Consider the following 25826-nt stretch of genomic DNA (forward strand, 5'->3'; position numbering starts at 1 on the left):
CGTGCTCAGCTTCTTCGGCCGCGAGACGTTCTCCAAAGCGACTGCGCCGCTGGGCAGAGCCCTTGTCAGTACCGGACTCACTCCCGACGCGATGACGGTGATCGGCACCGTCGCCTCGATCACGGCCGCGGCCACCCTGTTCCCGACCGGACATCTGTTCTGGGGAGCCATGGTGATCTGGCTGTTCGTCACGTTCGACATGCTCGACGGCGCCATGGCGAGAGCGCGCGGCGGCGGCACCAAATACGGTGCGGTACTGGATGCCACCTGTGACCGCGTCGCCGACGGCGCCATTTTCGCCGGGCTGGCCTGGTGGGCGGTGTATCACGAGAACAGTAAGGCGCTGTTCCTCGCGACGCTGGTGGTTCTGGTCACCTCCCAGGTGATTTCGTACGCGAAGGCGCGCGCCGAGGCGAGTGGCCTTTCCGCGGACGGTGGACTCATCGAACGGCCGGATCGGCTGATCATTGTGTTGGTCGGCGCCGGATTCACCGGTATCGGCGGGTACTGGGGGGTCGAATGGCTGACCTGGGCCGTACACGTGGCGATGTGGATTCTGGCGGTGTTGAGCATTATCACGGTGTTCCAGCGGGTATTGGCGGTCCGGAATTCGCCGGGCGCGCGGGACGTGATTCCGCCCGCGCCGCCGCAGAATCCGGCAGGCGCGACGGAGTTGCCCTCGTGAGTTCCCAGTCCGAAGGCGTCGGCTCGCGGATCAAGTCCGGACTAACGGATTGGGCCTATGCGATGGGCTGGCGGGTAGTGCGCGCGGTGCCCGAGTCGACGGCGCGGCGAGTATTCGATTGGGGCGGTAATCGGGTCGCGGACCAGGCGAATCGCGCCTTCCGCGCCGGTGGTGCACCGAATCAGTTGCGGCGCAATCTCGCTCGCGTACTCGGTGTGACTGCGGCCGAGGTGCCCGATGAGCTGATCCGCGCGAGCATGCGATCCTACGCCCGCTACTGGCGCGAGGCGTTCCGGCTGCCGACGATGGATCATTCGGCACTGACCGGTTCGCTCGTCGAGGGTGTGGAGAATCTGGATGCCGCACTGGCGCGTGGGCGCGGTGTGGTGCTGGCGCTGCCACACTCCGGGAACTGGGACGCGGCCGGGGTCTGGTTGGTCAGCCACAGCGGCACCCTGGCGACCGTCACCGAACGGCTGAAGCCGGAATCGCTGTTCGAGCGGTTCGTCGCCTATCGGGAGAGCCTGGGGTTCGAGGTATTCCCGCTGACCGGTGGTAAGCAGCCGCCGTTCACCGCTCTCGCCGCCCGCCTGCGCGCGAACAATGTCGTATGCCTGATGGGCGAGCGGGACCTGACCGGTAAAGGTGTCCCGGTGACGATGTACGGCGAGCGCACCTGGCTGCCCGCGGGCGCGGCGAAGCTGGCCATCGAGACCGGCGCCGCGCTGATCCCGGTGCACGTCTGGTTCACCGTAGATGCCGATGGACGCGAGGGTTGGGGGATGAAGACCGAAGCGCCGCTGGATGTTGCGGGCGGTGTCGCGGCGACCACCCAGGCCCTGGCCGACCGATTCGCGGCCAATATCGCCGAGCATCCGGCGGATTGGCACATGTTGCAGCCACAATGGGAGCAGGACCTTTCGGCGCAGCGGCGAGCCAGGATCGCCGCTGCGCAGGCCGGAATGGAAAGCGCCAAAGGGGAGAAGACACCATGAAAATCGGCATGGTCTGCCCCTATTCGTTCGACGTTCACGGTGGCGTGCAGGCTCATGTCGTGGAATTGGCGCGGGTATTCATCGAACGCGGCCACAAGGTGAGCGTGCTCGCACCCGCATCGGAGGACACGCCGCTGCCGGACTTCGTGATGTCGGCCGGTCGGGCGGTGGCGATTCCGTACAACGGTTCGGTCGCCCGGTTGTCCTTCGGGCCCATGGCCTACACCAGAATCCGGCGCTGGATCGACGGCAACGACTTCGATGTGCTGCACATCCACGAACCGAACGCACCGAGTCTGTCCATGCTCGCGTTGAAGATCGCCGAGGGGCCGATCGTGGCCACCTTTCACACCTCGACCACGAAATCATTGGTTCTGAGCACCTTTCAGGGTGTGCTGCGGCCCTATCACGAGAAGATCAGCGGCCGGATCGCGGTCTCCGAACTGGCGCGACGCTGGCAGGTGGAGGCGCTCGGCTCGGATGCGGTGGAGATCCCCAACGGTGTCGATGTGGCCGCCTTCGCGCGTGCCCCGATGCTGCCCGGCTATCCGCGCGCGGGTGGGACGGTGCTGTTCCTCGGCCGCTACGAGGAACCGCGTAAAGGGATGGAGGTCCTGCTCGGCGCGCTGCCCGAATTGGTGCGCCGACACATGGATGTCGAGATCCTCATTGTCGGGCGTGGTGACGAGGATCGACTGCGCCGTGAGGCCGGGCCGCTCGCACGGCACCTACGCTTTCTCGGCCAGGTATCGGACGAGGAGAAGGCCTCGGCGATGCGCAGCGCGGATGTGTATGTCGCACCGAATCTCGGTGGTGAAAGCTTCGGCATCATTCTGATCGAGGCGATGGCGGCCGGAACGGCTGTGGTGGCAAGCGAATTGGACGCCTTCCGTCGGGTACTGCGTGATGGCACGGCGGGAATGCTCGTCCCGGTGGGGGATTCGGTTCGACTCGCCGCCGCGCTGGACACCCTGCTGACCGATGCTGTGCGCCGCGAGGCCCAGATCCACGTCGCCAATCAGGTGGTCGGCGAGTACGACTGGCCGGTGGTCGCCGAACAGATCCTGCGGGTGTACGAAACCGTGACGGTGGGCGATACGCGCGTGCGGGCCGCCGGATGATCGAGCGGTGGGTGCCGCGTGGATCGCGTCATAGCACTATGAGGGCTGCTTGATGATTACCTTCTCCGCCACAACGGTTCTCGTACTCGCGCTCATCGCGGCGGTGGTCCTCGCGATCGGTCTGTGGGCGGCCTCGACGGCGAACCGGCTCGACCGGCTGCATGTGCGGTCGGATCAGTCCTGGCAGGCCCTCGACGGTGCGTTGGCGCGAAGGGCGGTGGTGGCCAGGTCGATCGCCGTGGCCATCGCCGGCCCGACCGCCGATTCCGCGCTGTTCGAGCAGGCCAAACAACTGACTGCACTCGCTGATCGGGCCGAGCGGGCGGGCCGCGCCGACCGCGAAACCATCGAAAATCAGCTTTCCGCGGCGCTTTCCGCGATCGATATCGCCCAGCTGCGTCCGCAGCAGGTCGCCGAACTCGCCGATGCCGAGGCCCGAGTGTTGATCGCGCGCCGCTTCCACAACGACGCGGTACGCGACACGCTCGCCCTCCGTACGCGTCGCCCGGTCCGCGTCCTGCACCTGGGCGGTACCGCGCCGCTGCCGACCTATTTCGAGATCAGCGAACGCGTCACCCCCGCCGCATCGACCGGACTGTCTGTCGACACGGTCCGCACCTCGGCGCGCGTGGTGCTGCTCGATCAACAGGACCGTGTGCTACTCATGCGCGGCAACGATCCGAAGACCCCTGAGGTCTCCTTCTGGTTCACCGTCGGCGGTGGCGTCGAACCGGGAGAGGCCCTGCGCACCGCCGCGGTGCGGGAGCTGTGGGAGGAGACGGGATACACCGCGGATCCGGCCGGCCTGCGCGGTCCCATTTGGCGACGGGTCGCGGTCTTTCCATTCGACGGTGAACTCATCCGCGCCGAGGAGCTGTTTTTCGCCTTGCGCGTCTCGGCCTTCGATCCCGAGCCTGGCAATCCGACCGCAGTCGAGCGGCGCAGCATCACCGACCACAAGTGGTGCACCGGCTCGGATATCGTCGCCTTGGACCACACGGGCGAGACCGTATACCCCTACCACCTGGATCAGTTGCTCCCCGAAGCCGCGGCGGCCGCCTCGGGTGATTCGGATCCCGAGGTGCGGTCTATCCGGTGAGCGGATTGCCCTGACTGCCCCTCTTTCCTTGATTGCGCGGGGTACCCGCGGAATCGGCGTTCCGGCAGATCGCCCCCGATCAGCGCGCGTACCTGGGCCTTCTGGCTGTGATGTGTTTCACGACCGTGATAGCGTCGCGACTGGATTGCCGCCGCCTGGGTAGTGCTGCTGGGGGAGTGCTACCGGGAGTTCTGGTGGTACCGCCACTGCATGAAATGGTCCGTTGGTGTGGAAGGTAAGCAGTACATGTCCTACCTGTTGTTCGATTTCCTGTTGCCGTTGCTGGGTCCGGGAGCTGCCGAGTACTGGTCACAGCTACTGGTGATCGGCCCACTCTAGAACGAAACCCGGTATTCGCCGGGTCGGCGAAATGACTCGTCGACCCCGCGGATCCGGATCCGGGTTCGCACCGTGGATATCGGGTCCCGAGCACGACCCGATCGGTCCAGTCGCCGGCACCCCGCGCAGACCCGCTGGTCGGGGCAAGGCCAGTGGAGTTCAACTGGCTATCAAGTGGCCTGATCGGCCCGCCTAGAATCGGTGGCGTCAATTCCAAGCGACCCGATTGGCGCACATGACTCAGGAGTTTGCCGTGACCACGCCCGAGACCACCAACACCATCGGCACCGCCCGCGTGAAGCGCGGGATGGCCGAGATGCTCAAGGGCGGGGTGATCATGGATGTCGTCACCCCCGAGCAGGCCAAGATCGCCGAGGACGCCGGCGCGGTTGCGGTGATGGCACTGGAGCGGGTTCCGGCCGATATCCGCGCGCAGGGCGGCGTTTCCCGGATGAGCGACCCGGACATGATCGACGGCATCATCTCCGCCGTCTCGATCCCGGTCATGGCCAAGGCGCGTATCGGCCACTTCGTCGAGGCGCAGATTCTGCAGAGCCTCGGCGTCGACTACATCGACGAATCCGAGGTGCTGACCCCCGCCGACTACGCCAACCACATCGACAAGTGGAACTTCACCGTGCCGTTCGTTTGCGGCGCGACCAATCTCGGTGAGGCGCTGCGCCGGATCACCGAGGGCGCGGCCATGATCCGCTCGAAGGGTGAGGCCGGCACCGGTGACGTCTCCAATGCCACCACCCACATGCGCAAGATCCGCGCCGAGATCCGCAAGCTGTCCGCACTGCCCGAGGACGAGCTGTTCGTCGCGGCCAAGGAACTGCAGGCGCCATACGAGCTGGTGAAAGAGGTTGCGCAGACCGGAAAGCTGCCGGTCGTGCTGTTCACCGCCGGCGGTATCGCCACTCCCGCCGACGCCGCGATGATGATGCAGCTCGGCGCCGAAGGCGTCTTCGTCGGCTCGGGCATCTTCAAGTCGGGCAACCCGGCCGAGCGCGCCGCCGCCATTGTCAAGGCAACCACCTTCTACGACGATCCGGATGTCCTTGCCAAGGTTTCGCGCGGTCTGGGTGAGGCGATGGTCGGCATCAATGTCGAGGAACTGCCGGTCGATCACCGGCTGGCCGAGCGTGGTTGGTGATTCGGCTCCACTGCTGAACTGATTCGACGCCCGCGGCACAGAGAGATGCTGCCGCGGGCGCTGCTCGTCCTCGGCGATGGCGTACGGGAGAAGCTGTAGCGTCCCTCACAGTTGTCTTATGCCCGCCACAGAGTTGGTGGCTAGCTTCGGGATGCGGTGCACGTCGGCGACCGTGCGGGCAGTCAGCGCGGCACAGTCGGGGTCACGGACCTGTCCGAACGGCAAAGGAGGATCAGTTGAAGCTTCGTAAGAGCGGACGTATCGCGATCGCGGGTCTGGCCGCCGTGGCCGCGCTCAGCCTGTCGGCATGTGGCAGCGATGACTCGAAGACCGCGACCACGCCGACCAAGACCTCGACCAGCGTCACGAAGTCGAATGCGAACCTCCCGCCGACCCCGAGCGTAGCCGACCTCAACGCCCAGTTGCTCCGTGCGTTGGATCCGTCGGTGCCGAGTTCGGCGAAGTTGGATCTGGTTCAGGGGGCGCAGGCGGATCCGGAACTGCCGAACCGTTTAGCGCAGGCCTTCCAGCAGGCGGGTGCCAAGGCCGAGGTCACCGAGGTGAATGCCTTCGGTGACGCGCTCAATGCCAAGGCGAAGCTCACCGTCAACGGTCAGGAGAACATCGTCGATGTGCCCTTCGTCGCCGAGGATGGCAAGTGGAAGGTCGAGAAGAGTTGGGCCTGCACCATGTTGGCCAACCTCGGTCAACAGTCGACGGCCTGCGGCTGACCTCTGATCCCGGCCGCAGCGGGTTCGCTTGGGGGAGTGGATGATTCGAGGCGGCGAGGGTCTTGCTGGCCACCTCTACGCGTCTCCCATCGCGAATACCCGTTCTCTTCCTAGAGATTCGCGTCCGACGCGGACTCCCATCGAGGAGGTAGAGAAGGGGCCGATGATCGAAAAAATATACATATTGATACGACGATATGCGCATCTAACTATAAAAGCTGGCCTGCGTTCGAGTGCGGAAACGACTGTCTCGCACAAAAATCGCAGAAGAGGGCAGGGGCGGTCAGAGGCTTCGGATGGGTACGGCTACCTGCGAGCGGTGTCGTCTATTCGGAGTGCCGGGCGATCGGGATGGTCCCAGCGAATGAAAAAGGCTGGGGCGCTGGGGTTGTCGCGGTCGTGGCCGAAGAGCGCGGGGATAGTCCACCGGTCCTCGGGTGGGGTGCGGCGGTGGAGCGCGGGTTCGGACATGTCGAGGCGAACGGTCAGATCGAAGTCGAGACCGCGGCCCAGCAGCATGGGGCCCGCGACGAGCAAGACAGTGCCGGGGGCGGCGGTACGGATGGGGGAGCGGGCCGAGCGGTCGCGGTCCTCGTCCCAGAGCGCGGGGAGCCAGCGCGCTTCGTGTCGCAGCGCCTGGATGACTTCCCGATCGAGTGCCGCATAGTCGAACCAGGCGGTGCGATAGGACATTTCGTCGGTGCGGCCGAATTCCATGCGAAGCGACGCGGGGCGGATGTAGTCGTGCAGCGAGATGACCTCGGCCGCGCGGCCGGTGTCACGCAGTGTGGTGGCCACGCGATCCGCGACCGTGACGGGTTCGGCCGCGTCGGCTCCGTCGATGGCGATCAGCACCTGCCCGCCGAGCTCGAGAGTGCGGTCGGCGATGAGTTCGACGAGGCCGTCCCTGGTGATCGGATTGAAGTGCGGCACCGATCCATTCCACCAAACGATGCTGTCGAACCCCGTTCTGGGCGGCGGATGCGGTCTTTGCCGAGAGGTCACCGACAGACCGTGTGGGTGCTCGGGATAATCTCGGCCTCATGGCGACAGTCGAAGAGGCGCTGGAGATCGAGCGGCTCGAGCGGGATATCTTCCGTGGAGCATCCACCAAGACTCAGTTCGAGCGCACATTCGGCGGACAGGTTGCCGGCCAGGCGCTGGTATCGGCGGTGCGGACAGTGGAACCGCGATTCCAGGTGCACTCGCTGCACGGCTACTTCCTGCGGCCCGGAAATCCGAAAGAGCGAACCGTCTACCTCGTCGAGCGGATCCGCGACGGCCGGTCCTTTTGCACCCGCCGGGTCACCGGCGTACAGGACGGTGCCGCGATCTTCACGATGTCGGCCTCGTTCCATGTCGGTGACGTGGGGCCGGAGCATCAGGACGAGATGCCGTCGGTGCAGAGTCCGGATGAGCTGCCCGATGCCAGCACGACGATGAGTCCCGAGCGACTGTGGGTGATGCGCGAATGGGAGCACTGGGATATCCGCACCGTGCCACAGGATGTGGTGACTCGCCGCGACGGCGTGGTGTCCCCGCAGCAGGTGTGGTTCCGCTACCGGCATCCGCTACCCGACGCGCCGGTGGTGCACGTCTGCACTCTCGCCTACATGAGCGATATGACCCTGCTGGGTTCCTCGAAGGTGACCCACCCCGACGAACCGACCCAAAACGCCTCGCTCGATCACGCCATGTGGTTTCTGCGCCCGTTCCGTGCCGACGATTGGCTGCTCTACGACCAGTCCTCTCCGTCCGCGGGCTTCGGTCGCGCACTGACCGGTGGCAAGATTTTCAACCGCGGGGGTGAGTTGGTGGCGGCGGTTGTGCAAGAAGGCTTGATTCGTACCATGCGCGAGGAGTGACCAGAGCCGCAAATTCACCAGCTGACCTGGCTCGACCACGGTGGCATGCGTGTGGCCGACGCACACCACCGCGGCCGAATGAGCCTCGCCGGGCTCAATCCACCTGCACTCGCAGATGGCAGACCACGGTGTCGGTCATCCGACGGAGTTCGCGCTCGAGTTCATCACTGCGGTGGCTGGGTAGCACCCGGTCCCAGCCGGTCGGCGGATAGATCTCGGCGATGACGACGACCTTGCGCCGTCCGGGGAAGTGCTCGCGGACATAGCGGGCGACGGGTCCGCCGACGGTGGCATCGCTGTCCTCGAGCAGCACCAGCCGTACCTCGGGATGCCACGCCTCCCAGGCCTTGGTGAACGCCTTCGCCGATTCGCCGGGCAGGCAAACATGTACGGCGACAATGTCTTTGCCGATGGACATGGCCGCCGATAGCGCCTCGCGGCTGAGTTCGGAGACCTCCGAGATCGGCACTACTATCGCGGTGCCGGTCGCCCGCGGCTGCTCGGGGATCGCGCCATTGCCGCGGCGGCCGCCAATTCTGGTGTAGGCGCCACGAATTCGCTCCATGCCGAGCACTAATGCGGGCAGCAGCAGCACGATCAGCCATGCGCCGTCGGTGAACTTCATTGCGGTGGTGACGATCGCGGCGACACAGCTGAGCAGCGCACCGAATCCGTTGAGTGCGAGCCGCCAGCGCCAGCCCGCGGTCCTGGTCTGCCACCAGTGCCGGACCATTCCGGTCTGGGCGATGGTGAATCCGACGAAGACACCGATCGCGAACAACGGTACGAGCGCGTTCATATTGGCGCGCGCTCCGATCAACAGCACCCCCGCCGTCACGCCGAGGGTGAGTACGCCGTAGCGGTACACCTGACGTGGCGAGGTCACCGAGAACCGGTGCGGTAGGCAGTTGTCGTCGGCCAAGATCCGGGTGAGCGTCGGGAGCCCGCCGTAGGAAGTGTTGGCGGCCAGCGCCAGCAGCACTACCGTCGCGAATTGCACAATGTAGTAGCCGATTCCGTGCCCGAGTGCCGCCTCGGTGAGCTGGGATAGCACCGTCGTACCGTCCATCGGGTGCACCGAGAATTTCTGGATGAGCACCGCGAGTCCGATCAACATGATGCCGAGTAGCGCGCCGAGTGCCACCTCCGCCCGCTGCGCGCGTTTTACCTTCGGCGTCGCGAAGCTTGGCACCGCGTTGGCGATCGCCTCGACACCGGTCAGCGCCGCGCAGCCGCTGGAGAATGCCTTGAGCAGCAACAACACTCCGACGGTGCGGATATCGCCCACGGCCGCGGCCCCGGTGGTGACGTCGGCAGGTTCGGAGCGCATCAGACCGCCGACGATGACGGCGAAGATCCCTGCGACGAAGACGATCGTCGGAAGCATGAAGGCGCGCGCGCTTTCTCGGATGCCGAGCAGGTTGAGTGCGGTGACCCCGACCAGTATCGCGACACAGGTCGACACCGTGTACCCGTGCAACGCCGGAAAGGCAGAGGTCAGGGCCGCGACACCGGCCGCGATCGAGACCGCGACATTGAGGATGTAGTCGACGATCAACGAGGCCGCGGCGACCAGGCTGGTGCGGTGGCCGAGATGCCGCTTGGCGACCGCGTACGCGCCACCCCCGTCGGGGAAGGCCGCGATCACCTGCCGGTAGGAGGCGACCAGGACGGCGAGCAGGGCGGCGATCGCGAGGGTCACCGGCAGTGTCATGGCGAGTCCGGCGCCACCGGCGGTGGCGAGCACCAGCACGATCGCTTCCGGACCGTAGGAGACCGATGCCATGGCATCGAGGGACAGTCCCGCCAAACCGGTCGAAACGGTCAACCCGCGGCGCTTCGAGACAGCATTCGCTTCCGCACGTGGCTCCGGTGCGTTGCGCGGCAACAGGGTAATCACATTTGCGAGTGTCGACCGGTTTCGGGCGAATGAACCTGGTCTTGACGTAACGTTGACGGCCACCGTGAGCGGTGCCACAGCGTCGCCCCTCGTAAGCTCATGGCGTGAACGCATCGGTCGCCGCACCCGCAACGGGCGCGCAGCAGAGTCCTGACCGGCCGACCATCGGCGTACTGGCCCTGCAGGGTGATGTGCGCGAACATGTCGCGGCGCTTGCGGAATGTGGTGCGCAACCGGTGCTGGTGCGGCGCGCGTCCGAGCTCGCCGCGATCGATGCGTTGGTGCTGCCGGGCGGTGAGTCGACTGCGATCAGCAAGCTGCTTGAGGTCTTCGAACTTCTCGAGCCGGTGCGCGGGCGGCTGCGGGAAGGTATGCCCGCCTTCGGATCCTGCGCCGGGATGATCCTGCTCGCCTCCGAGGTACTCGATACTCGCCCCGATGCCAAACATCTGTCCGGCATCGACATGACGGTGCGGCGCAACGCTTTCGGTCGTCAGGTCGACTCGTTCGAGACAGATCTGGAGTTCGCTGGCCTGACCGACGGGCCGGTGCGCGCGGTGTTCATCCGGGCACCATGGGTGGAGCGGGTCGGCGCGGGTGTCGAGGTGCTGGCGACGGTCCCCAACGGTCCGGCGGCCGGGCGTATCGTCGCGGTGCGGCAGGGCAGGGTGGTCGCGACGTCATTCCATCCGGAGGTCACCGGCGATCTGCGGGTGCATCGGATGTTCGTCGATTTGGTTCGCGACGCTCAGTAGTCGCCCTGGGAACGTCGCCGTAACCGGACGAGTAGGCTGGCAGAGTTGTCTGCCCGGCCGGTGCGGGTACCGTGCGCACGATCAGACGTGCTGTCGACTGGAGGAAGTAGGGAATGAGCGGCCACTCCAAATGGGCCACCACCAAGCACAAGAAGGCGGGGATCGACGCGAAGCGCGGCAAACTCTTCGCCAAGTTGATCAAGAACATCGAGGTGGCGGCCCGCACTGGTGGCAGTGACCCGGCGGGCAATCCGACGCTGTACGACGCGATCCAGAAGGCGAAGAAGTCATCGGTTCCGAACGACAACATCGAGCGCGCGCGCAAGCGTGGCGGTGGTGAAGAGGCCGGCGGCGCCGACTGGCAGACCATCATGTACGAGGGTTACGGCCCCAACGGTGTCGCGGTGCTGATCGAATGCCTCACCGACAATCGCAACCGCGCCGCCGGCGAGGTGCGCGTGGCGATGACCCGTAACGGCGGCAATATGGCCGACCCGGGTTCGGTCTCCTACCTGTTCCACCGCAAGGGCGTCGTGACGCTGGAGAAGAACGGGCTGTCGGAGGACGATGTACTGATGGCCGTGCTCGACGCGGGCGCGGAGGAGGTCAACGACCTCGGTGAGTCGTTCGAGATCATCAGCGAGCCGTCGGATCTGATCCCGGTGCGCAAGGCGCTGCAGGACGCCGGAATCGATTACGACTCCGCCGAATCCGGCTTCCAGCCCTCGGTATCGGTGGCCGTCGACGTCGACGGTGCGCGCAAGGTGTTCAAGTTGGTCGACGCACTCGAGGACAGCGACGACGTGCAGAACGTCTACACCAACGTGGACATCTCCGACGAGGTCGGCGCCCAGTTGGAGCAGGACTGACGCGGGATCGTCGGTGTATCGCACTCGATGATGTACTGAACGTCACTGCATCCGATGGTGGACATCTCCGACGAGGTCGGCGCCGGGTTGGGGCAGGACTGACGCGGGATCGTCGGTGTATCGCACTCGATGATGTACTGAACGTCACTGCATCCGATGGTGGACATCTCCGACGAGGTCGGCGCCGGGTTGGGGCAGGACTGACGCGGGATCGTCGGTGTATCGCACTCGATGATGTACTGAACGTCACTGCATCCGATGGTGGACATCTCCGATGAGGTTGGCGCCGGGTTGGGGCAGGACTGACGCGGCACATCATGGACTGCCGTCTCGGGGCGGTTCGCTGCGACGCGGACCGCCCCGAGTGCGTTTCGCACCTGGATCGGGCTGGTTATTCCGCGATTCGTGTCCGATCGGACCACTCGTAGACCGGCAGCCGCCCCTCGGGCGTATCGGCCTCCCGGTTGGTGACCTTGAAGTGCTCGTATCCGCCGCGGAATTCGACTTTGAGCTCGACGCCGGGCGGCGTGATCGGAACGATGCGAGCAGGCAAGTCTTTCGGCCCGCCTTCCAGGACAGCCTTCACAACATTGCTCATGCTTCGGATCGTAGGTCTCGTATGTGATGTACGCCACAAACATCGCCGAAATCCGGTGGTGCCCTCCGGGGAATTCCGATGCCGCGGCGTGAGGCGATGGCCGAGATGCCTGATGCCACCAGTCGCAGATTGCTGTAAATTAGCTAATCGTATTTCCTGGGCCGAAGCGACTGATCGCAGCTGCCGATCTCGGCGGTGTAACGATTGCGACTCGATTACTGATACAGAATCGAGAACAGCGACAGATCGCCGCCCGATCAGGCTCCAGTGCATCGAGAACTTGTCCGAACCGGAAAGAGACCAGCCATGAGTCGATCCCTAGCTGACGAGCGTCCCGGCGATTCGATCGAACTGAACCTCACGCTCGCCCCGCTCGCCGTCGCGACCGGACTGATCCTGCTCATCGCGGCATTCGCGACGGTGACCCTGATGCCGGGTTGGGCTGCCGACTACGGCGCGAGCCTGGTGTACCTCGCGATTTTCCTGTACGTGACGATCGCCGGACGCCTGACCTGGTGGGGCGTCGACATTCTGATCAGCAACGGCAAGAAACGCTGACTCGCGTTCACGGCGCCGTGAGTGCCCACGGCGCGGCCGGTTTCGCGCGGGCGTGCGCCTTCGTCTGGCTTCCATGACGAGATCGGTATGAGCCCGGGGCGCTGGCTCATCCAACAGCGTGCTCGCGCGCCCGCCGACTCCTCGAGTCGACCGATATCACCGTGTACCGCATCGCGGTCGGCTTCGCCACCTGCAGCTCACTGCGCCGGCACCTGCACGATTCCAGCGACATATCACCGCTGGCGTATCGCCGAACCATCCGCGCCGGCGTCGGTCGAACCGGCCGAAGTGTCGGGTCGAGCCGAAGCTCGACTCATCGACCGCGCAATCGGTTTCAGGTCGCGTCGGGCACCGGAAGACCGACACGGGCGACGATCCAGGGCAACGACGAGGTGAATGCCGCCGAGGCGAATTGCCAGGTGTGGCCGCCCTGGGTGGTGTGGATGGTGCAATCGATGCCGACCTCGCGGCCCGCATCGCACAGCTTTTCGGCGGCACCGACCTCGCCGGTATCGAAAACTCCGTCGTGGCCGCCCATACCGACGTTGTCGTCGTCCGCAGCGGCCGCGGACGGCTGATGTGCGCCACGGGATCCCGGACCGGATTTGGGCGGGGTGAGATCGTCGAACAGACCCGCCATGTCCGTGTACGGGCCGTGTTTGGCCATGACGGTGAGCGGATCGAAGGCGGCCCAGTGGTCGGCGTCACCGCCGAAAAGCCTTCGGATCGTTTGTTCTTTATTACCCGAGGCGGGGCCGAGGTCGCCCGCGATATCGACGAAGGTGCGCATCAACTCGGGGTGCATTACCGCCAGATCGACCGCACAGGTACCGCCCATGGACCAGCCGACCACCGCCCAGTTCGCCGGATCGGCCGAAGCGCCGAACCGAGATTCGAGGTAGGCGGGCACATCCCGGGTCAGATGGTCGGCGGCATCGCCGCGCGGACCATTCACGCATTCGGTGTCATTATTGAAGCTGCCGCTGGAGTCGACGAAGACGAGGATCGGCGCGCGGCCGCTATTGGCGGCGGTGAACTTGTCCACCTCGGGCATGATCTGGCCGCTGCGAATCCAGTCGGCGGGTGTGTTGAATTCACCGGCGATCATCATGACGACCGGCAATGTCGGCGGTTTCGGACCGGCGAACCAGGCCGGTGGCAGGTACACGTATTCGGTTCGATGCGGAAAACCGCTGCCCGCGTCCGGAATTTGCACCGGCACGATCTTGCCGGTGCTGACATCGGTGTTGCGTAGTCCGGGCAGCGCATCGATATCGGTCTGATTCGGCAACGGACCCGCGGTGAGCGCATTCCACGCGGACTGCACGGTGGGGTAGTAGCCCACCCATTGATTGAGCACGATACCGGTGCTCAACAGAGCCAGCGGTATGGCGAGTACCGAGACACCGCGTCGCCACCACCGGGCACTGCGCCAGCCGAGTGCGGCGACCGCGATCGCGGCCACCGCAATCCCAACGCAGGCCCACAACTCGACCGGCGCCGGATCCGAGGCCAGCCCCTGATCGTTCACGTACGCCCACGCGGCAACCGCGCCAGCCGCGCCGAGTGCCGCGCAGACCGGCAGCAGCACCAGCCGCCAGCGTCGCGTCCGCCAGCCGATCGCCAGAACGAATGCGGCCACCGCGACCAATTCGACGGTCACCGGCAGCCAGCCGTGCAGCAGGGATATGCCGTGATGAAAGCCGTTTTGATAGTTCGGATTCAGATTCGCCGAAGGCAGCTTCGGCGGAGGCGGCGGTGTCACGGGGGTCGCTGGCGCGGCGAGCGGGGCACGGACTACGGGCACCTACGGCATTGTCGACACCTTTCCTCGAGAAAGCCTGTGAATTCGCTCCAGCAAACCTGGGTTCCCAGAAACGCCGGTTGGGCGGGGGTCGATAACCGCACGGGTGAACGTGAGCTGCTGCGACCAGCCGAATCCCGGACGGGCACCGTGTCGTTGGTGCCGGGTGCCTGCCGCGTCCACTAGACTCTCGAACAATTGTTCGTGCCTTCGAGAGGGAATCGCGTGCGGGTGATGGGTGTCGACCCGGGACTCACCCGGTGCGGTCTCAGCATCGTCGAGGGCGGGCTGGGACGGAAGGTGACGGCGCTCGACGTCGATGTGGTGCGCACCCCCGCGGATATGGACCTGGCACACCGGCTGATGGGCGTCGCCGACGTCGCCGAACGCTGGATGGATACACATGCACCCGATGCGGTCGCGATCGAGCGGGTGTTCGCCCAGCACAATGTGCGCACCGCGATGGGTACCGCCCAGGCGGGCGGAGTGATCGCACTGGCGGCCGCACGACGTGGGATACCCGTGGCCTTCCACACCCCGAGTGAAGTGAAGGCCGCCGTCACCGGCAACGGCACCGCGAACAAGGCTCAGGTGACCACGATGGTGACGCGTATCCTCGGCCTCCAGGTCGCGCCGAAACCGGCGGATGCGGCCGATGCGCTGGCCCTGGCGATCTGTCATTGTTGGCGAGCGCCGCTGATGGCGCGGATGGCCGACGCACAGGCGCGTGCCGCCGAGGTCCAGCGGCGGTATACACAGCGGCTTGCCGAACAACGGAAGGTGGTGCGCGGGTGATCGCGTCGGTACGCGGTGAGGTGCTCGAGATCGCGCTCGATCATGTGGTGATCGAGGCGGCGGGCGTGGGCTACCGGCTCAATGTCACCCCGGCGACGCTGTCCACGCTGACCCGCGGCGAGGAATCCCGGCTGTTCACGGCGATGATCGTGCGCGAGGATTCGATGACGCTGTTCGGGTTCGCCGATACCGAATCCCGTGACCTGTTCGGCCTGCTGCAGACCGTCTCCGGAGTCGGCCCCCGGCTGGCGATGGCGGTGCTCGCGGTACTCGAGCCCGAGGCATTGCGCAAGGCGCTGGCGGAGAGCAATGTCACGGCGCTGACTCGGGTGCCGGGAGTCGGTAAGCGCGGTGCCGAGCGCATGGTCGTCGAATTGCGTGACAAGGTGAATCTCGTTCCGGTGCAGGCGGGTCCGCCCGGCGGTACCCCGGCGCCGGTGCTCACGCCGGTGCGCGAGCAGGTGGTCGAGGCGCTGGTCGGACTCGGATTCCCGGTCAAACAAGCCGAACCCGCGGTCGATGCGGTACTCGCCGAGAATCCCGGCGCCGATACCTCGGTCGCGCTGCGGGCCGCGCTCGGTTCGCTGGGGAAGAATCGATAAGACGCTATGGAGCACGATCCCGAACCGGACGTCGAATCCCAGGTCAGCGCAAGCTATCTCGAGTCCGATGGTGATGTCGAGGCCAATCTGCGCCCGAAGTCCTTGGACGATTTCATCGGCCAGCCACGTGTCCGCGAACAACTCGCGCTGGTACTGCGCGGCGCAAAACAGCGTGGCGGCACTCCCGACCATGTGCTGCTATCGGGTCCACCCGGTCTCGGCAAGACCAGTATGGCGATGATCATTGCCGCCGAACTCGGTACGGCACTGCGTATTACGTCCGGTCCGGCGCTGGAGCGCGCGGGCGATCTCGCCGCGATGCTGAGCAATCTGGTCGCTGGAGATGTGCTGTTCATCGATGAGATCCACCGGATCGCCCGGCCCGCCGAGGAGATGCTCTACCTCGCCATGGAGGATTTCCGCGTCGACATCGTCGTCGGAAAAGGCCCCGGGGCAACATCGATTCCGCTGGATATCGCGCCGTTCACCCTCGTCGGCGCGACCACCCGCTCCGGTGCGCTCACCGGACCGCTGCGCGACCGCTTCGGCTTCACCGGCCATATGGATTTCTACGAACCCGAAGAGCTCCAGCGCATCCTGCGGCGCTCGGCCCATATCCTCGGCGTCGCCATCGACCACGATGCCGCCGCGGAGATCGCGGGCCGCTCGCGCGGTACCCCCCGCATCGCGAACCGGCTGCTGCGCCGCGTCCGCGACTATGCCGAGGTGCGTGCCGACGGCCTGATCAGCCGTCCCATCGCCCAGGCCGCACTCGAGGTCTACGACGTGGATGTCCTCGGCTTGGACCGCCTCGACCGGGCCGTCCTCGGTGCGCTGGTCCGCAGCTTCGGCGGTGGGCCCGTTGGTGTTTCGACCCTCGCGGTGGCCGTGGGGGAGGAGGCCGCGACCGTCGAGGAGGTGTGCGAGCCGTTTCTGGTTCGCGCGGGCATGGTCGCCCGTACCCCGCGCGGCCGCGTCGCAACCGCCGCCGCCTGGGAACACCTCGGCCTCGTGCCGCCTCCCGACCTCGTCTTCGGGTCGATCGAAGTCCGCGGCCGCGAACCCCACCCCACCCTCGACCTCTTCGACTGACCCGGCGCTGATCCAGGCGCCGGTTCTCATTGCCGTGGCTATTCGGGCGATGCCGCCGTGGATTCCACCTGATCTCGAGCCCCGTCACGCTGCCAGAGGCGCGGACGCTAGCGGTGGTTGTTGTGGAGGGCGGTGACGACCAGATCGAGGAAGGCGTCGACCTCGTCGCGGGCGTAGCCGCGGGTGCCGAGGCGGGCCTCGGTGAAACGGATGGCGCGGAGGTCGGTAATGGTCAGGCTGCCGGGGCCGCCGTGCGCGAGGGTCGCGGCGACCAGGTCCAGGAAGGCGTCCACTTCTTCGGTGTCGTAGCCCCGGCGGCCGACCGCGGCCTGGGTGAACCGCATGCGGTGCACATCGTCGGGGGTGAGCAGCGCGGCAAGCCCGGAACCGTTACCAGCGGCGGGGACCGGGCGGGAATCGCGCTGCCGGTACTCGAGTTCTATGCGGACCCGGTCCAGGAATTCGTCGACCTGATCGGCCTGATAGCCCCGGCCGCCGAAGCGCGGGGCGTCGAAGGCGACATGGCGGATATCGTCGGCGGTCAGTACGCCGTGGCCGACCAATGTCGCCGAGACCAGTTCCAGGAAAGCATCGACCTCATCGGCGTGATATCCGCGGTGCCCCATGGGTGGCATGGCGAAGTGGATTCGGCTCACGTCGTCGGGGGTCACCTGCGACATTGTTCCAGGTCGCTGCCCTGCTCGCACCGAATGCGGTTTTTTTTCCGAACTAAGCGGTCGCTGCCGAATAAGTGTTGCCGGGCTTTTGCTGAAGTACCGTGGCCGATGCCCACACCTACGGCAAGATCGCCTGGGCGCCGATGCGCGGCCCCGTGACGATCGCATGGTCGCGGGGTTCGTGCTGTCCCGGATCGCTGGGGATCCGCATTCCGGTACGTCAAGGGTGTGCCGGTGCGGTGGTGCCGACATGAGCTGGCAGACTGTTGGGGTAATAGCCCACGACCACCCACAGACTAGGGACTGACTTCGACGATGGAACTTCTGTTTCCGCTCCTACTGGTAGCCCTGCTCGTGCCCATGTTCCTCGGTGTGCGTCGCCAGAAGCGCGAGGCCGAGAAGGTCACGACCATGCAGGAAAGCCTGAAGGTCGGCGACCAGGTCACCACCACGTCGGGTCTGTACGGCACCGTGGTCGATCTCGACGACACCACGGTCGATCTCGAGATCGCCGAGGACGTCATCACCACCTGGTTGCGTCAGGCCATCCGCGATGTGCGCGCCGAGGACGAGACCACGGATGAGACCGTGACCGACGAGGCCGAGGACGGTCCCGTCGAGGAGTCCGCGGAGCAGACCGAAATCCGGCTGACCAAGGACTGACCGGTTTCCCTGGCCTGCGTAGCCACTGCATGCAGGTCGCCCGAACGAGGCAGCCCGCATGCCCGGATCGCCGCGTGCCGTCCGACCAGCTGCCCAGCCGGGCCCGCCCGCCTGTTCCACCCTCGACTTCCGCCTAGGAGATGACGAACTGTGCCACCTTCCCAGGGATCGGCGCATCCGCTCCGGTTGCTCGGCGTCTACGCCGTGCTGCTGGCCGTGGTCTATGCGCTGGTGTTCTTCGCCGGTGACCATTCCCCGACCGCCAAGCTCGGCATCGACCTGCAGGGTGGTACCCGCGTCACGTTGACCGCCCGCACCCCCGACGGCAGCAAGCCCAGCCAGGACAGCTTGCGCCGGGCGCAGACGATCATCGAGAACCGCGTCAACGGCCTCGGTGTCTCGGGTTCCGAGGTTGTCATCGATGGCGACAACCTGGTGATCACGGTTCCGGGTGATGACGGTGGCCAGGCCAAGGCACTGGCGACGACCGCCAAGCTCTATATCCGTCCCGTGCTGTCCGCGGTGCCCGCGGTCGGCGGTAAGGCCTCATCGCAAACGGCGGGTGCGGCGGGGACGGCGACGCCGGGCACGGTTCCGGACACCACCCAGCTCAACCCCGACGGCACCGTGCCGACCCAGCCCGCGCCCACCCAGCCCGCGCCGAGCACCGAGGCGACGCCGGCCACCGAGTCCGCACCCGCCGCGGAGTCGACCCCCCAGCCGCGCGTCTTCCCCGCGCAGGCGCCTACCTCGCCGCCGGCCCCACCCGGCGGTCTGACGCCCCAGGAGCAGGCGAAGAAGGAGATCGCGGACGCCAAGGCGACCAGGCAGAGCACCGATCAGACGGTGCAGCAGGCCGCGATGGCCGCGATGGACTGCAATAAGTCCGACCCGCTCGCCGGTAATGACGATCCGAATCTGCCGCTGGTCACCTGCTCCACCGACGGCAAGGAAATCTTCTTGCTGGACAAAAGCCGCATCGACGGCCAGGAGATCCAGAACGCCACCTCCGGACTGAACCAGCAGCAGGCACGCCACGAGGTGAACCTGGAATTCAAATCCGGTGGTAGCGATGCGTGGGCCTCGCTGACCGGTGAGTACATCAATAAGCGGGTCGCATTCGTGCTCGACTCGAAGGTGGTCAGCGCGCCGGTCGTGCAGTCGGGTCCGCAACAGGGCGGTCGTACCACCATCTCGGGTAGCTTTACCGCGGCCAGCGCCAAGGAACTCGCGAACACCCTGAAGTACGGTTCGCTGCCGCTGTCGTTCCAGACCTCCGAGGCCGAGACGGTTTCGGCGACGCTGGGTCTGTCCTCGCTGCGCGCAGGTCTGCTAGCGGGGGCGATCGGTCTGGCGGTGGTGCTGCTGTACTGCCTGCTCTACTACCGGATGCTCGGGTTCCTCGCCGGATTCTCGCTGATCGCCTCAGGTGTCGCGGTATACGGCATCATCGTGCTGCTCGGCCGGTGGATCGGATTCACGCTGGATCTGGCCGGTATCGCTGGTCTGATCATCGGTATCGGTCTGACCGCCGACTCCTTCGTGGTGTTCTTCGAACGCATCAAGGATGAAATGCGCGAGGGTCGCAGCTTCCGTTCGGCGGTGCCGCGCGGTTGGCAGCGGGCCCAGCGCACCAACCTCTCCGGTAAGACCGTCAGCCTCATCGCCTCGGTGGTGCTCTACATCCTGGCCGCGGGTCAGGTGAAGGGCTTCGCGTTCACCCTCGGTATCACCACCGTGCTCGACGTGATCGTGCTCTACCTGGTGACCGCGCCGCTGATGATGCTGGCCTCGCACTCGTCGTTCTGGGCGAAGCCGTCGGTCAACGGCCTCGGTGCGATTCAGGAAGTGGCCAGGGAGCGTAGGGCCGGCGAGGCGCTGGTTAAGGAGACGGCACGATGAGTACAGCATCGCGTAGCGATTCCATGCGGGGTGGCGGTCCGGTGACGGGTGGGCCCAACGCGACCCTGGAGCCGTTCGCCGACGAGGTGAACGATTTCGACACACCCAAGCACAGCGTCTTCGAGCGTCTCTACACCGGAACCGGCGGATTCAAGATCGTCAGTCGGCGGCGTTTCTACTACGCGCTGACCGCGGCGTTCCTACTGATCTCGTTGCTGAGCATCGGAATTCGCGGATTCACCCTCGGTATCGACTTCGCGGGCGGATCGCGTGTCCAGATGCCCGCGACGGGCTCGGCCACCACGCAGAAGGTCGAGGCCATCTATTCCCAGACCATCGGCCATGCCCCGGTAACGGTGCAGAAGGTCGGGTCCGGCTCGGCGGAGACCATCCAGGTCCGCTCGGATACCTTGAGCGCCGCCCAGACCGATGCGCTGCAGACCGCGCTGTTCAACGCCTTCCAGCCGAAGGACAAGGACGGCAACGTCTCCCGCAATGCGATCAGCATCGCCGAGATCAGCGAGACCTGGGGCAGCCAGATCACCAAGAAGGCGCTGATCGCGCTGGTCGTGTTCATCGCGCTCACCATGATCTATATCGCGATCCGCTTCGAACGGGATATGTCGATCGCGGCGATCGCGTCGTTGTTGTTCAACATGATCGTCACGGCGGGCATCTACTCGTTGGTCGGCTTCGAGGTGACACCCGCCGCGGTGATCGGTCTGTTGACCATCCTCGGTTACGTGCTCTACGACAATGTCGTCGTCTTCGACAAGGTCGAGGAGAACACCCGCGGTGTGGTCAATACGAGCAGGCGAACCTATGCCGAACAGGCGAATCTCGCGGCGAACCAGACGTTGATGCGGTCGATCAACACCACAGTCATCGGAATTCTGCCGATTGTCGGCATGCTGGTGATCGCGGTGTGGCTGCTCGGCGTCGGCACGTTGAAGGATCTCGCGCTGGTGCAGCTGGTGGGCATGATCGTCGGCGCGTATTCGTCGATCTTCTTCGCGGTGCCGCTGCTGGTGTCGATCAAGGAGCGGTGGGGTCCGGTCGCTGCGCACACCAAAAAGGTGCTCAACAAGCGTGCCGGACTGGCTTCGGCGCGTGCGGGCGCCGAAGCGGAGCGGCGTGCGTACGCGGCGACCGGTCGGGAGCTGGGTGCGCGTCCCGTGCGAGAACCCGGACAGGCTCCGCGTCCGGGCGCCCGACCGAGCGGAAAGCGGAACAAGCGCAGGCACTGACAGCCGACGGCAGGGGTTTGCATATATGAAGCAGTCGCTAGTGGCACGTCTGATCGGAGCGGTGGCTGCGGGCACCGTGGCGGCCACGGTGGTGGTCGGGTGCGCCAGCCAGAACCAGGTGCCATCGATCGGCTATGCCGTCGACGCGGTGATCGCCAGCTACAACGGCGGCACTGCGCTCGGTGCGAGCAGCGGCTCGGCCGCGGTGTTCGCGCGGGTGCTGACCGGATTCTTCTACACCGGACCGGACGGTCAGCAGGTCGCGGACACTGATGTCGGCACCGCGAAAGAGGTACCGGGCGAGGCGCAGACGGTGCAGTATCGGCTCAATGCGGACGGGGTGTACTCCGACGGGGTGCCGACGACATGTGACGATCTGGTGCTCGCCTGGGCCGCCCGCAGTGGCCGCTACACCAAACCCGGCGACCGCGGCCAGATTCCGCTGTTCGATGCCGCGAGCACGGCCGGATACGCTGATATCGAGCGGGTGGACTGTCAGCCCGGATCCAAGGACGCCACGGTCGTCTTTCGCGCCGACCACCACTATCTGCCGTGGCGCAACCTGTTCACTGCGGGTGAGTTGATGCCCGCGCATGTGGCGGCGCGGGTGGCGAATGTGGCGAATGTGGTGACGGCTGTGCAGTCCGGTGACCAGGCATCGTTGCAGCGGATCGCCGACTTCTGGAATAACGGGTGGACGATCGGCGCGGACAAGATCGACCTTTCGCGGTTCCCGTCGTCTGGGCCGTATCGGATCGATTCCTACTCCGCCAAGGACGGTCTGGTACTGGTCGCCAACGAACGCTGGTGGGGTAATAAGCCCGAGACGGCGCGGATCGTGGTGTATCCGAAGACCGCGGATCTGAAGGCGAAGGTCGGGGACAATGCGGTCGGGGTCGTCGATATCGGGGCCGGATCGGTGAAAGACATCAATCTGAGCGGGTTTTCGGTGCGAACCGTGCCGGGGCGCGGTGTCGAGCAGTTGGTCCTCGGTACCACGGGAGTCTTCGCTTCGGCCGACGCGCGGCGGGGTTTCGCGTTCTGTGTGCCGCGACAGGATCTGTTCGACAAGCTCGGCAAGGCCAAGGACGCGCCGAAGACCGGTCTCGGCACCGGAGTCCTGAATTCTCGCATCACACAGCAGGATTCGCTGTACTACCCGAATGTTATCGGCGCGGCCGACAAGTACCGCGGCGGTGATGCGACCGCGGCGGCGGCCACCGGTGCGGCGAAGCCGACCATTCGGATCGGATATGTGAAGCCGGACGATCGGCGCACGCAGACCGTGCAGATGATCGCGGATGCATGCAAACCAGCCGGTATCAATGTGGTGGATGCCGGATCCGCCGATTTCACGCCGTCCCAGCTCACCGAGGGCAAAGTCGACGCCGTCCTCGGCAGCACCGCGTCGGCGCCAGGGCCGGCCGGATCCCAGAGCGGTGTGGCCGCTACCAGTGCGTTGCGCACTGGTAGCGGGCTCAATTTCGGTCGCTTCGGTAACGGCCGCTACGATTCGATCACCGATCAGCTTGCGGGCGACGACAATTCGACCACAACGCTGAATCTGCGCACCGAGGCCGAGAACCTGCTGTGGGCGGAGATGCCGAGCATTCCGTTGTTCGTCACGCCCCGCACCATCGCGTTCGGCGATGGTCTGCAGAACGGCATGGCCGGACCCACCCAGACGGGCACCGGTTGGAATATGGACCGTTGGGTGTTGCGGCGGTGACAGGTGTTGGTGGGTGAGGAACCATGGAGAGGTGTCGATGAGCAAGCATGCGGCCGTGGAATCGGACGACGTCCTAGCCGAGCGGACAGGTAAGGCGGCCGAACTGGTCGAACGCCTGACCCGCTGGCGTGACGATTTCCCCTCTCCCGGCGTTCGCTTCGCCGATCTCACACCGGTTTTTGCCGATCCGGAGGGCTTCCGGGCCGTTATCGACTGCCTCGCGGCGTGCGCGCCCGATGCCGATCTGGTCGCGGGTGTCGACGCGCGCGGATTCATCATCGCGGCCGGCGTCGCCGCGACGCTGGGCACCGGCGTCATGGCGGTGCGCAAGGCCGGGAAGTTGCCGCCGCCGGTCTTCTCGCGTGAGTACAGTCTCGAGTACGGCACCGCATCGCTCGAGATTCCGGCCGACGGCGTCGACCTGAGCGGCCGGCGCATTCTGCTGCTCGACGATGTGCTGGCCACAGGTGGCACCCTGGCTGCCGCGGCGGATCTGTTCCAGACCGCTGGGGCCGAAATCGTAGCAGCCGCGGTCGTTTTGGAATTGGGCTTTCTCAACGGACGTGACCGCCAAGGCGATTACCCGCTGACCTCGGTGGTGCGGGTCTAGGTCGCTCATCGAGCATATTCGCCACAGATCGAACCCGGCCTTATCGCAGGGACTTTCGTGATCTCGTGCAAGCGGGAGTGACCCGCAGTCGGCCGGAGTTCGGCGTTCATTCGGTCGAGGTGGATGAGTGTGGCGCATCGGGTAGTCGACGTGGGGTACTCGGTCGCCTTGGACTACCCGGGGGTTTCCCGGAAGAGGGAATTCCATGATGTCTGCCGCAGCCGCCGCGGCATTGCGTACGTAGCGTGTGATCGGAATATCAGTGGCGCAACATCGGCGGGTGTGTTTAATCTAGACAGGTCTTATCCCCGTTGATCGGAGTCGTGTCGTTGCTCTCATGAGGTAGCCATTCGGGCGGCCCGCATCTTGTGCGCCGCATTTCCGCGCAACCTCTGGGGTTCACATGACCAATCTGTCTCTTTCCGATCTCACTTTCTCCTGGCCCGATGGCACACCCGTTTTCGACGGTCTGGACGCGGTACTCGGACCGGGCCACCTCGGCCTGGTCGGCGGCAACGGCGCGGGTAAATCCACCCTGCTGCGGCTGATCGCGGGTGAGCTGACACCGGCACGCGGTTCGATCACGGTCACCGGACGGCTGGGACATCTGCGTCAGGACCTCGGCCTCGGCGACGGTCAGCGCGTCGACGCCGTACTGGGCATCGCAGAAACGCGAAAGGCATTGCACCGCATCGAATCCGGTAACGGCGACGAATCCGACTTCGATATCGTCGGCGCGCGGTGGGATGTCGAGGAGAGTGCGATCGCGCTGCTCGGTCGACTCGGCCTGCACTACCTTGCCGACTCGACCGGACAGCTGGACCGTCGCCTCGAAACCCTGTCCGGCGGTGAGACGGTGCTGCTCGGCCTGGTCGCCGAATTGTTGCGCGATCCGGATGTGCTGCTGCTCGACGAGCCGACCAACAACCTGGATCAGGTTGCCCGCCAACGCCTGTACGAGGTCCTCGCGCAATTCTCCGGCACCGTGCTCACGGTCAGCCACGACCGCGAGCTGCTGGAGCGCATGTCCACCATCGCCGAACTGCGTCAGGGTGAATTGCGCTTGTTCGGTGGCAATTTCAGCGAATATGAGCGGATCGTCGACGCGGAGCAGGAGGTGGCGCGCGCCGCGATCCGCGACGCGCGCAGCGACGTTCGCAAACAAGCACGCGAACTGGTCGAGACTCGGATCAGACTCGATCGCCGAGCGCGCTACGGGCAAAAGATGTTCGAGAACAAGCGCGAACCGAAAATCGTCATGGGCGAGCGCAAGCGGGCGGCGCAGGTGTCGGCCGGAAAACTGCGCAATAACCACATCGAAAAGCTGGACACCGCGAAGGAACAGCTGCAGCAGGCCGAGGAGCTATTGCGCGACGACCGGCAGATCCGGATCGACCTGCCGGATACCCGGCTCTACCCGGGCCAGGACGTCATCGATATCGAGGAGATCGAATTGGCTTGCGGTCCGACGGTGACACTGCGGATCGCGGGGCCGGAGCGGATCGCACTGACCGGTCGCAACGGTGCCGGCAAAACCACACTGCTGCAACGCATTGCCGCCGAACCACCGCAGGTGCCGTGGCGGATGCTGCCGCAGCGCCTCGATATCTTCGACGAGCAGCGCACGGTCTTCGAGAATGTCGCGGCGAGCGCGCCGCACGCCGCGGCCGAACAGATCCGAGCCCAACTGGCCCGCTTCCTGTTCCGCGGCGCCGACGCCGATGTCGCGGCGTCGGCTCTCTCCGGCGGTGAACGCCTTCGCGCGGCCCTCGCCATGCTGTTGCTCGCTGACCCGGCACCGAAGCTGTTGCTGCTCGACGAGCCGACCAATAACCTCGATCTGCCCAGCCTCGACCACCTCACCCAGGCCCTGGCGAACTTCGAGGGTGCACTGATCGTTGTCAGCCACGACCCTCGCTTCCTCGACGACATCGGGGTGACGAGGCGTCTCGAACTAGCCGGCGATGGACTGGTCGAAGCGCAATAGCGCGCGCCGCATGGCACCCGGATGACGAAGTACGAACGGCCCGAACA

The 25826-nt window shown here is 65.7% G+C and carries 25 protein-coding genes; 20 read left to right on the plus strand and 5 right to left on the minus strand.

The features are described from left to right. The first annotated feature begins 1 nt into the window (after nt 1). The 7 genes from pgsA to ACW2Q0_RS06130 all read left to right on the plus strand — a co-directional run bounded on the left by pgsA (nt 2) and on the right by ACW2Q0_RS06130 (nt 6126). Nucleotides 2-685 (plus strand): phosphatidylinositol phosphate synthase, encoded by a 684-nt coding sequence (gene pgsA / locus ACW2Q0_RS06100; RefSeq protein ID WP_457187036.1) that lies wholly within the window; start codon nt 2-4, stop codon nt 683-685. Further along, on the plus strand, nt 682-1680 hold the full coding sequence (locus tag ACW2Q0_RS06105) for a phosphatidylinositol mannoside acyltransferase (RefSeq protein ID WP_457187038.1): 999 nt from the start codon (nt 682-684) through the stop codon (nt 1678-1680). Before pgsA ends, ACW2Q0_RS06105 begins: the two co-directional genes overlap by 4 nt. Next, on the plus strand, nt 1677-2801 hold the full coding sequence (locus ACW2Q0_RS06110; protein ID WP_457187040.1) for a glycosyltransferase family 4 protein: 1125 nt from the start codon (nt 1677-1679) through the stop codon (nt 2799-2801). Before ACW2Q0_RS06105 ends, ACW2Q0_RS06110 begins: the two co-directional genes overlap by 4 nt. 55 nt (nt 2802-2856) lie before the next feature. After that, nucleotides 2857-3900: an NUDIX hydrolase gene (locus ACW2Q0_RS06115; RefSeq protein ID WP_457187724.1), complete on the plus strand. Its 1044-nt coding sequence runs from the start codon at nt 2857-2859 to the stop codon at nt 3898-3900. 210 nt (nt 3901-4110) lie between these two features. Then, nucleotides 4111-4239, plus strand: a complete 129-nt coding sequence (locus ACW2Q0_RS06120) for a hypothetical protein (protein WP_457187042.1) — start codon at nt 4111-4113, stop codon at nt 4237-4239. Between the two features lie 253 nt (nt 4240-4492). Further along, entirely contained in the window at nt 4493-5395 is a 903-nt protein-coding gene (pdxS, locus tag ACW2Q0_RS06125; RefSeq protein WP_457187044.1) for a pyridoxal 5'-phosphate synthase lyase subunit PdxS, read from the plus strand. Between the two features lie 236 nt (nt 5396-5631). Continuing rightward, nucleotides 5632-6126, plus strand: coding sequence for a hypothetical protein (locus ACW2Q0_RS06130; protein WP_457187046.1), 495 nt, complete (start codon nt 5632-5634; stop codon nt 6124-6126). 306 nt (nt 6127-6432) lie between these two features. Here the strand turns inward: ACW2Q0_RS06130 and ACW2Q0_RS06135 are convergent, their stop codons facing one another. Further along, entirely contained in the window at nt 6433-7059 is a 627-nt protein-coding gene (locus ACW2Q0_RS06135; RefSeq protein ID WP_457187047.1) for a hypothetical protein, read from the minus strand. Nucleotides 7060-7169: 110 nt separating this feature from the next. On the opposite strand from ACW2Q0_RS06135, the gene ACW2Q0_RS06140 reads away from it, so the two are divergent. Next, entirely contained in the window at nt 7170-7991 is an 822-nt protein-coding gene (locus ACW2Q0_RS06140; protein WP_457187049.1) for an acyl-CoA thioesterase, read from the plus strand. Nucleotides 7992-8085: 94 nt separating this feature from the next. On the opposite strand, the gene ACW2Q0_RS06145 is transcribed toward ACW2Q0_RS06140, so the two are convergent. Then, nucleotides 8086-9819 (minus strand): APC family permease, encoded by a 1734-nt coding sequence (locus tag ACW2Q0_RS06145; protein WP_457187051.1) that lies wholly within the window; start codon nt 9817-9819, stop codon nt 8086-8088. Nucleotides 9820-9995: 176 nt separating this feature from the next. Between ACW2Q0_RS06145 and pdxT the strand changes: the two genes are divergently transcribed. Then, entirely contained in the window at nt 9996-10646 is a 651-nt protein-coding gene (gene pdxT / locus ACW2Q0_RS06150) for a pyridoxal 5'-phosphate synthase glutaminase subunit PdxT (RefSeq protein ID WP_457187053.1), read from the plus strand. A gap of 113 nt (nt 10647-10759) precedes the next feature. Next, on the plus strand, nt 10760-11515 hold the full coding sequence (locus ACW2Q0_RS06155; protein WP_457187055.1) for a YebC/PmpR family DNA-binding transcriptional regulator: 756 nt from the start codon (nt 10760-10762) through the stop codon (nt 11513-11515). Between the two features lie 391 nt (nt 11516-11906). Here the strand turns inward: ACW2Q0_RS06155 and ACW2Q0_RS06160 are convergent, their stop codons facing one another. Continuing rightward, a complete protein-coding gene (locus tag ACW2Q0_RS06160) occupies nt 11907-12113 on the minus strand; it encodes a DUF5988 family protein (protein ID WP_354950689.1) in 207 nt (68 codons plus the stop codon). A gap of 306 nt (nt 12114-12419) precedes the next feature. Here ACW2Q0_RS06160 and ACW2Q0_RS06165 point away from each other — a divergent pair, with 306 nt between their 5' ends. Beyond that, nucleotides 12420-12671, plus strand: a complete 252-nt coding sequence (locus ACW2Q0_RS06165; protein ID WP_457187058.1) for a hypothetical protein — start codon at nt 12420-12422, stop codon at nt 12669-12671. A gap of 334 nt (nt 12672-13005) precedes the next feature. Here the strand turns inward: ACW2Q0_RS06165 and ACW2Q0_RS06170 are convergent, their stop codons facing one another. Continuing rightward, nucleotides 13006-14478, minus strand: a complete 1473-nt coding sequence (locus tag ACW2Q0_RS06170) for an alpha/beta hydrolase (RefSeq protein ID WP_457187060.1) — start codon at nt 14476-14478, stop codon at nt 13006-13008. A 222-nt stretch (nt 14479-14700) separates the two neighbouring features. Here ACW2Q0_RS06170 and ruvC point away from each other — a divergent pair, with 222 nt between their 5' ends. Genes ruvC through ruvB form a run of 3 tightly spaced genes read left to right on the plus strand, consistent with a single transcriptional unit; the run spans nt 14701 to nt 16964 of the window. Then, nucleotides 14701-15270, plus strand: coding sequence for a crossover junction endodeoxyribonuclease RuvC (gene ruvC / locus ACW2Q0_RS06175; RefSeq protein WP_457187062.1), 570 nt, complete (start codon nt 14701-14703; stop codon nt 15268-15270). Then, the gene (gene ruvA / locus ACW2Q0_RS06180; RefSeq protein WP_457187064.1) at nt 15267-15872 is read left to right on the plus strand and encodes a Holliday junction branch migration protein RuvA; all 606 of its coding nucleotides are present in this window, start codon (nt 15267-15269) and stop codon (nt 15870-15872) included. Before ruvC ends, ruvA begins: the two co-directional genes overlap by 4 nt. A gap of 6 nt (nt 15873-15878) precedes the next feature. Beyond that, complete coding sequence (gene ruvB, locus ACW2Q0_RS06185) at nt 15879-16964, plus strand: Holliday junction branch migration DNA helicase RuvB (protein WP_457187066.1); 1086 nt, start codon at nt 15879-15881, stop codon at nt 16962-16964. Nucleotides 16965-17071: 107 nt separating this feature from the next. On the opposite strand, the gene ACW2Q0_RS06190 is transcribed toward ruvB, so the two are convergent. Next, the gene (locus tag ACW2Q0_RS06190) at nt 17072-17644 is read right to left on the minus strand and encodes a DivIVA domain-containing protein (protein ID WP_457187068.1); all 573 of its coding nucleotides are present in this window, start codon (nt 17642-17644) and stop codon (nt 17072-17074) included. 312 nt (nt 17645-17956) lie between these two features. Here ACW2Q0_RS06190 and yajC point away from each other — a divergent pair, with 312 nt between their 5' ends. The 6 genes from yajC (at nt 17957) to ACW2Q0_RS06220 (ending at nt 25779) form a co-directional block, all read left to right on the plus strand. Further along, nucleotides 17957-18304: a preprotein translocase subunit YajC gene (gene yajC / locus ACW2Q0_RS06195; protein ID WP_457187070.1), complete on the plus strand. Its 348-nt coding sequence runs from the start codon at nt 17957-17959 to the stop codon at nt 18302-18304. A gap of 150 nt (nt 18305-18454) precedes the next feature. Then, a complete protein-coding gene (secD, locus tag ACW2Q0_RS06200; protein ID WP_457187072.1) occupies nt 18455-20206 on the plus strand; it encodes a protein translocase subunit SecD in 1752 nt (583 codons plus the stop codon). Beyond that, the gene (gene secF / locus ACW2Q0_RS06205) at nt 20203-21453 is read left to right on the plus strand and encodes a protein translocase subunit SecF (RefSeq protein WP_457187074.1); all 1251 of its coding nucleotides are present in this window, start codon (nt 20203-20205) and stop codon (nt 21451-21453) included. Before secD ends, secF begins: the two co-directional genes overlap by 4 nt. Nucleotides 21454-21478: 25 nt before the next feature. Then, on the plus strand, nt 21479-23182 hold the full coding sequence (locus ACW2Q0_RS06210) for an ABC transporter substrate-binding protein (protein WP_457187076.1): 1704 nt from the start codon (nt 21479-21481) through the stop codon (nt 23180-23182). Nucleotides 23183-23219: 37 nt separating this feature from the next. Beyond that, a complete protein-coding gene (locus tag ACW2Q0_RS06215; RefSeq protein ID WP_457187078.1) occupies nt 23220-23792 on the plus strand; it encodes an adenine phosphoribosyltransferase in 573 nt (190 codons plus the stop codon). Nucleotides 23793-24195: 403 nt separating this feature from the next. Then, nucleotides 24196-25779 carry an ABC-F family ATP-binding cassette domain-containing protein gene (locus ACW2Q0_RS06220; RefSeq protein ID WP_457187080.1) on the plus strand — a complete coding sequence of 528 codons (1584 nt, stop codon included), beginning with the start codon at nt 24196-24198 and terminating at the stop codon, nt 25777-25779. Nucleotides 25780-25826 lie beyond the last annotated feature (47 nt).

The sequence above is a fragment of the Nocardia citri genome (assembly GCF_054065835.1).

What these genes read in the sequence shown, in the direction of transcription:
- ACW2Q0_RS06110 (WP_457187040.1), top strand. Translation starts at nt 1,677, where the DNA reads ATGAAAATCGGCATGGTCTGCCCCTATTCGTTCGACGTTCACGGTGGC.
- ACW2Q0_RS06120 (WP_457187042.1), top strand. Translation starts at nt 4,111, where the DNA reads ATGAAATGGTCCGTTGGTGTGGAAGGTAAGCAGTACATGTCCTACCTG.
- ACW2Q0_RS06140 (WP_457187049.1), top strand. Translation starts at nt 7,170, where the DNA reads ATGGCGACAGTCGAAGAGGCGCTGGAGATCGAGCGGCTCGAGCGGGAT.
- ACW2Q0_RS06155 (WP_457187055.1), top strand. Translation starts at nt 10,760, where the DNA reads ATGAGCGGCCACTCCAAATGGGCCACCACCAAGCACAAGAAGGCGGGG.
- ACW2Q0_RS06160 (WP_354950689.1), bottom strand. Translation starts at nt 12,113, where the DNA reads ATGAGCAATGTTGTGAAGGCTGTCCTGGAAGGCGGGCCGAAAGACTTG.
- ACW2Q0_RS06165 (WP_457187058.1), top strand. Translation starts at nt 12,420, where the DNA reads ATGAGTCGATCCCTAGCTGACGAGCGTCCCGGCGATTCGATCGAACTG.
- ruvB (WP_457187066.1), top strand. Translation starts at nt 15,879, where the DNA reads ATGGAGCACGATCCCGAACCGGACGTCGAATCCCAGGTCAGCGCAAGC.
- ACW2Q0_RS06190 (WP_457187068.1), bottom strand. Translation starts at nt 17,644, where the DNA reads ATGTCGCAGGTGACCCCCGACGACGTGAGCCGAATCCACTTCGCCATG.
- yajC (WP_457187070.1), top strand. Translation starts at nt 17,957, where the DNA reads ATGGAACTTCTGTTTCCGCTCCTACTGGTAGCCCTGCTCGTGCCCATG.
- secF (WP_457187074.1), top strand. Translation starts at nt 20,203, where the DNA reads ATGAGTACAGCATCGCGTAGCGATTCCATGCGGGGTGGCGGTCCGGTG.
- ACW2Q0_RS06210 (WP_457187076.1), top strand. Translation starts at nt 21,479, where the DNA reads ATGAAGCAGTCGCTAGTGGCACGTCTGATCGGAGCGGTGGCTGCGGGC.
- ACW2Q0_RS06215 (WP_457187078.1), top strand. Translation starts at nt 23,220, where the DNA reads ATGAGCAAGCATGCGGCCGTGGAATCGGACGACGTCCTAGCCGAGCGG.
- ACW2Q0_RS06220 (WP_457187080.1), top strand. Translation starts at nt 24,196, where the DNA reads ATGACCAATCTGTCTCTTTCCGATCTCACTTTCTCCTGGCCCGATGGC.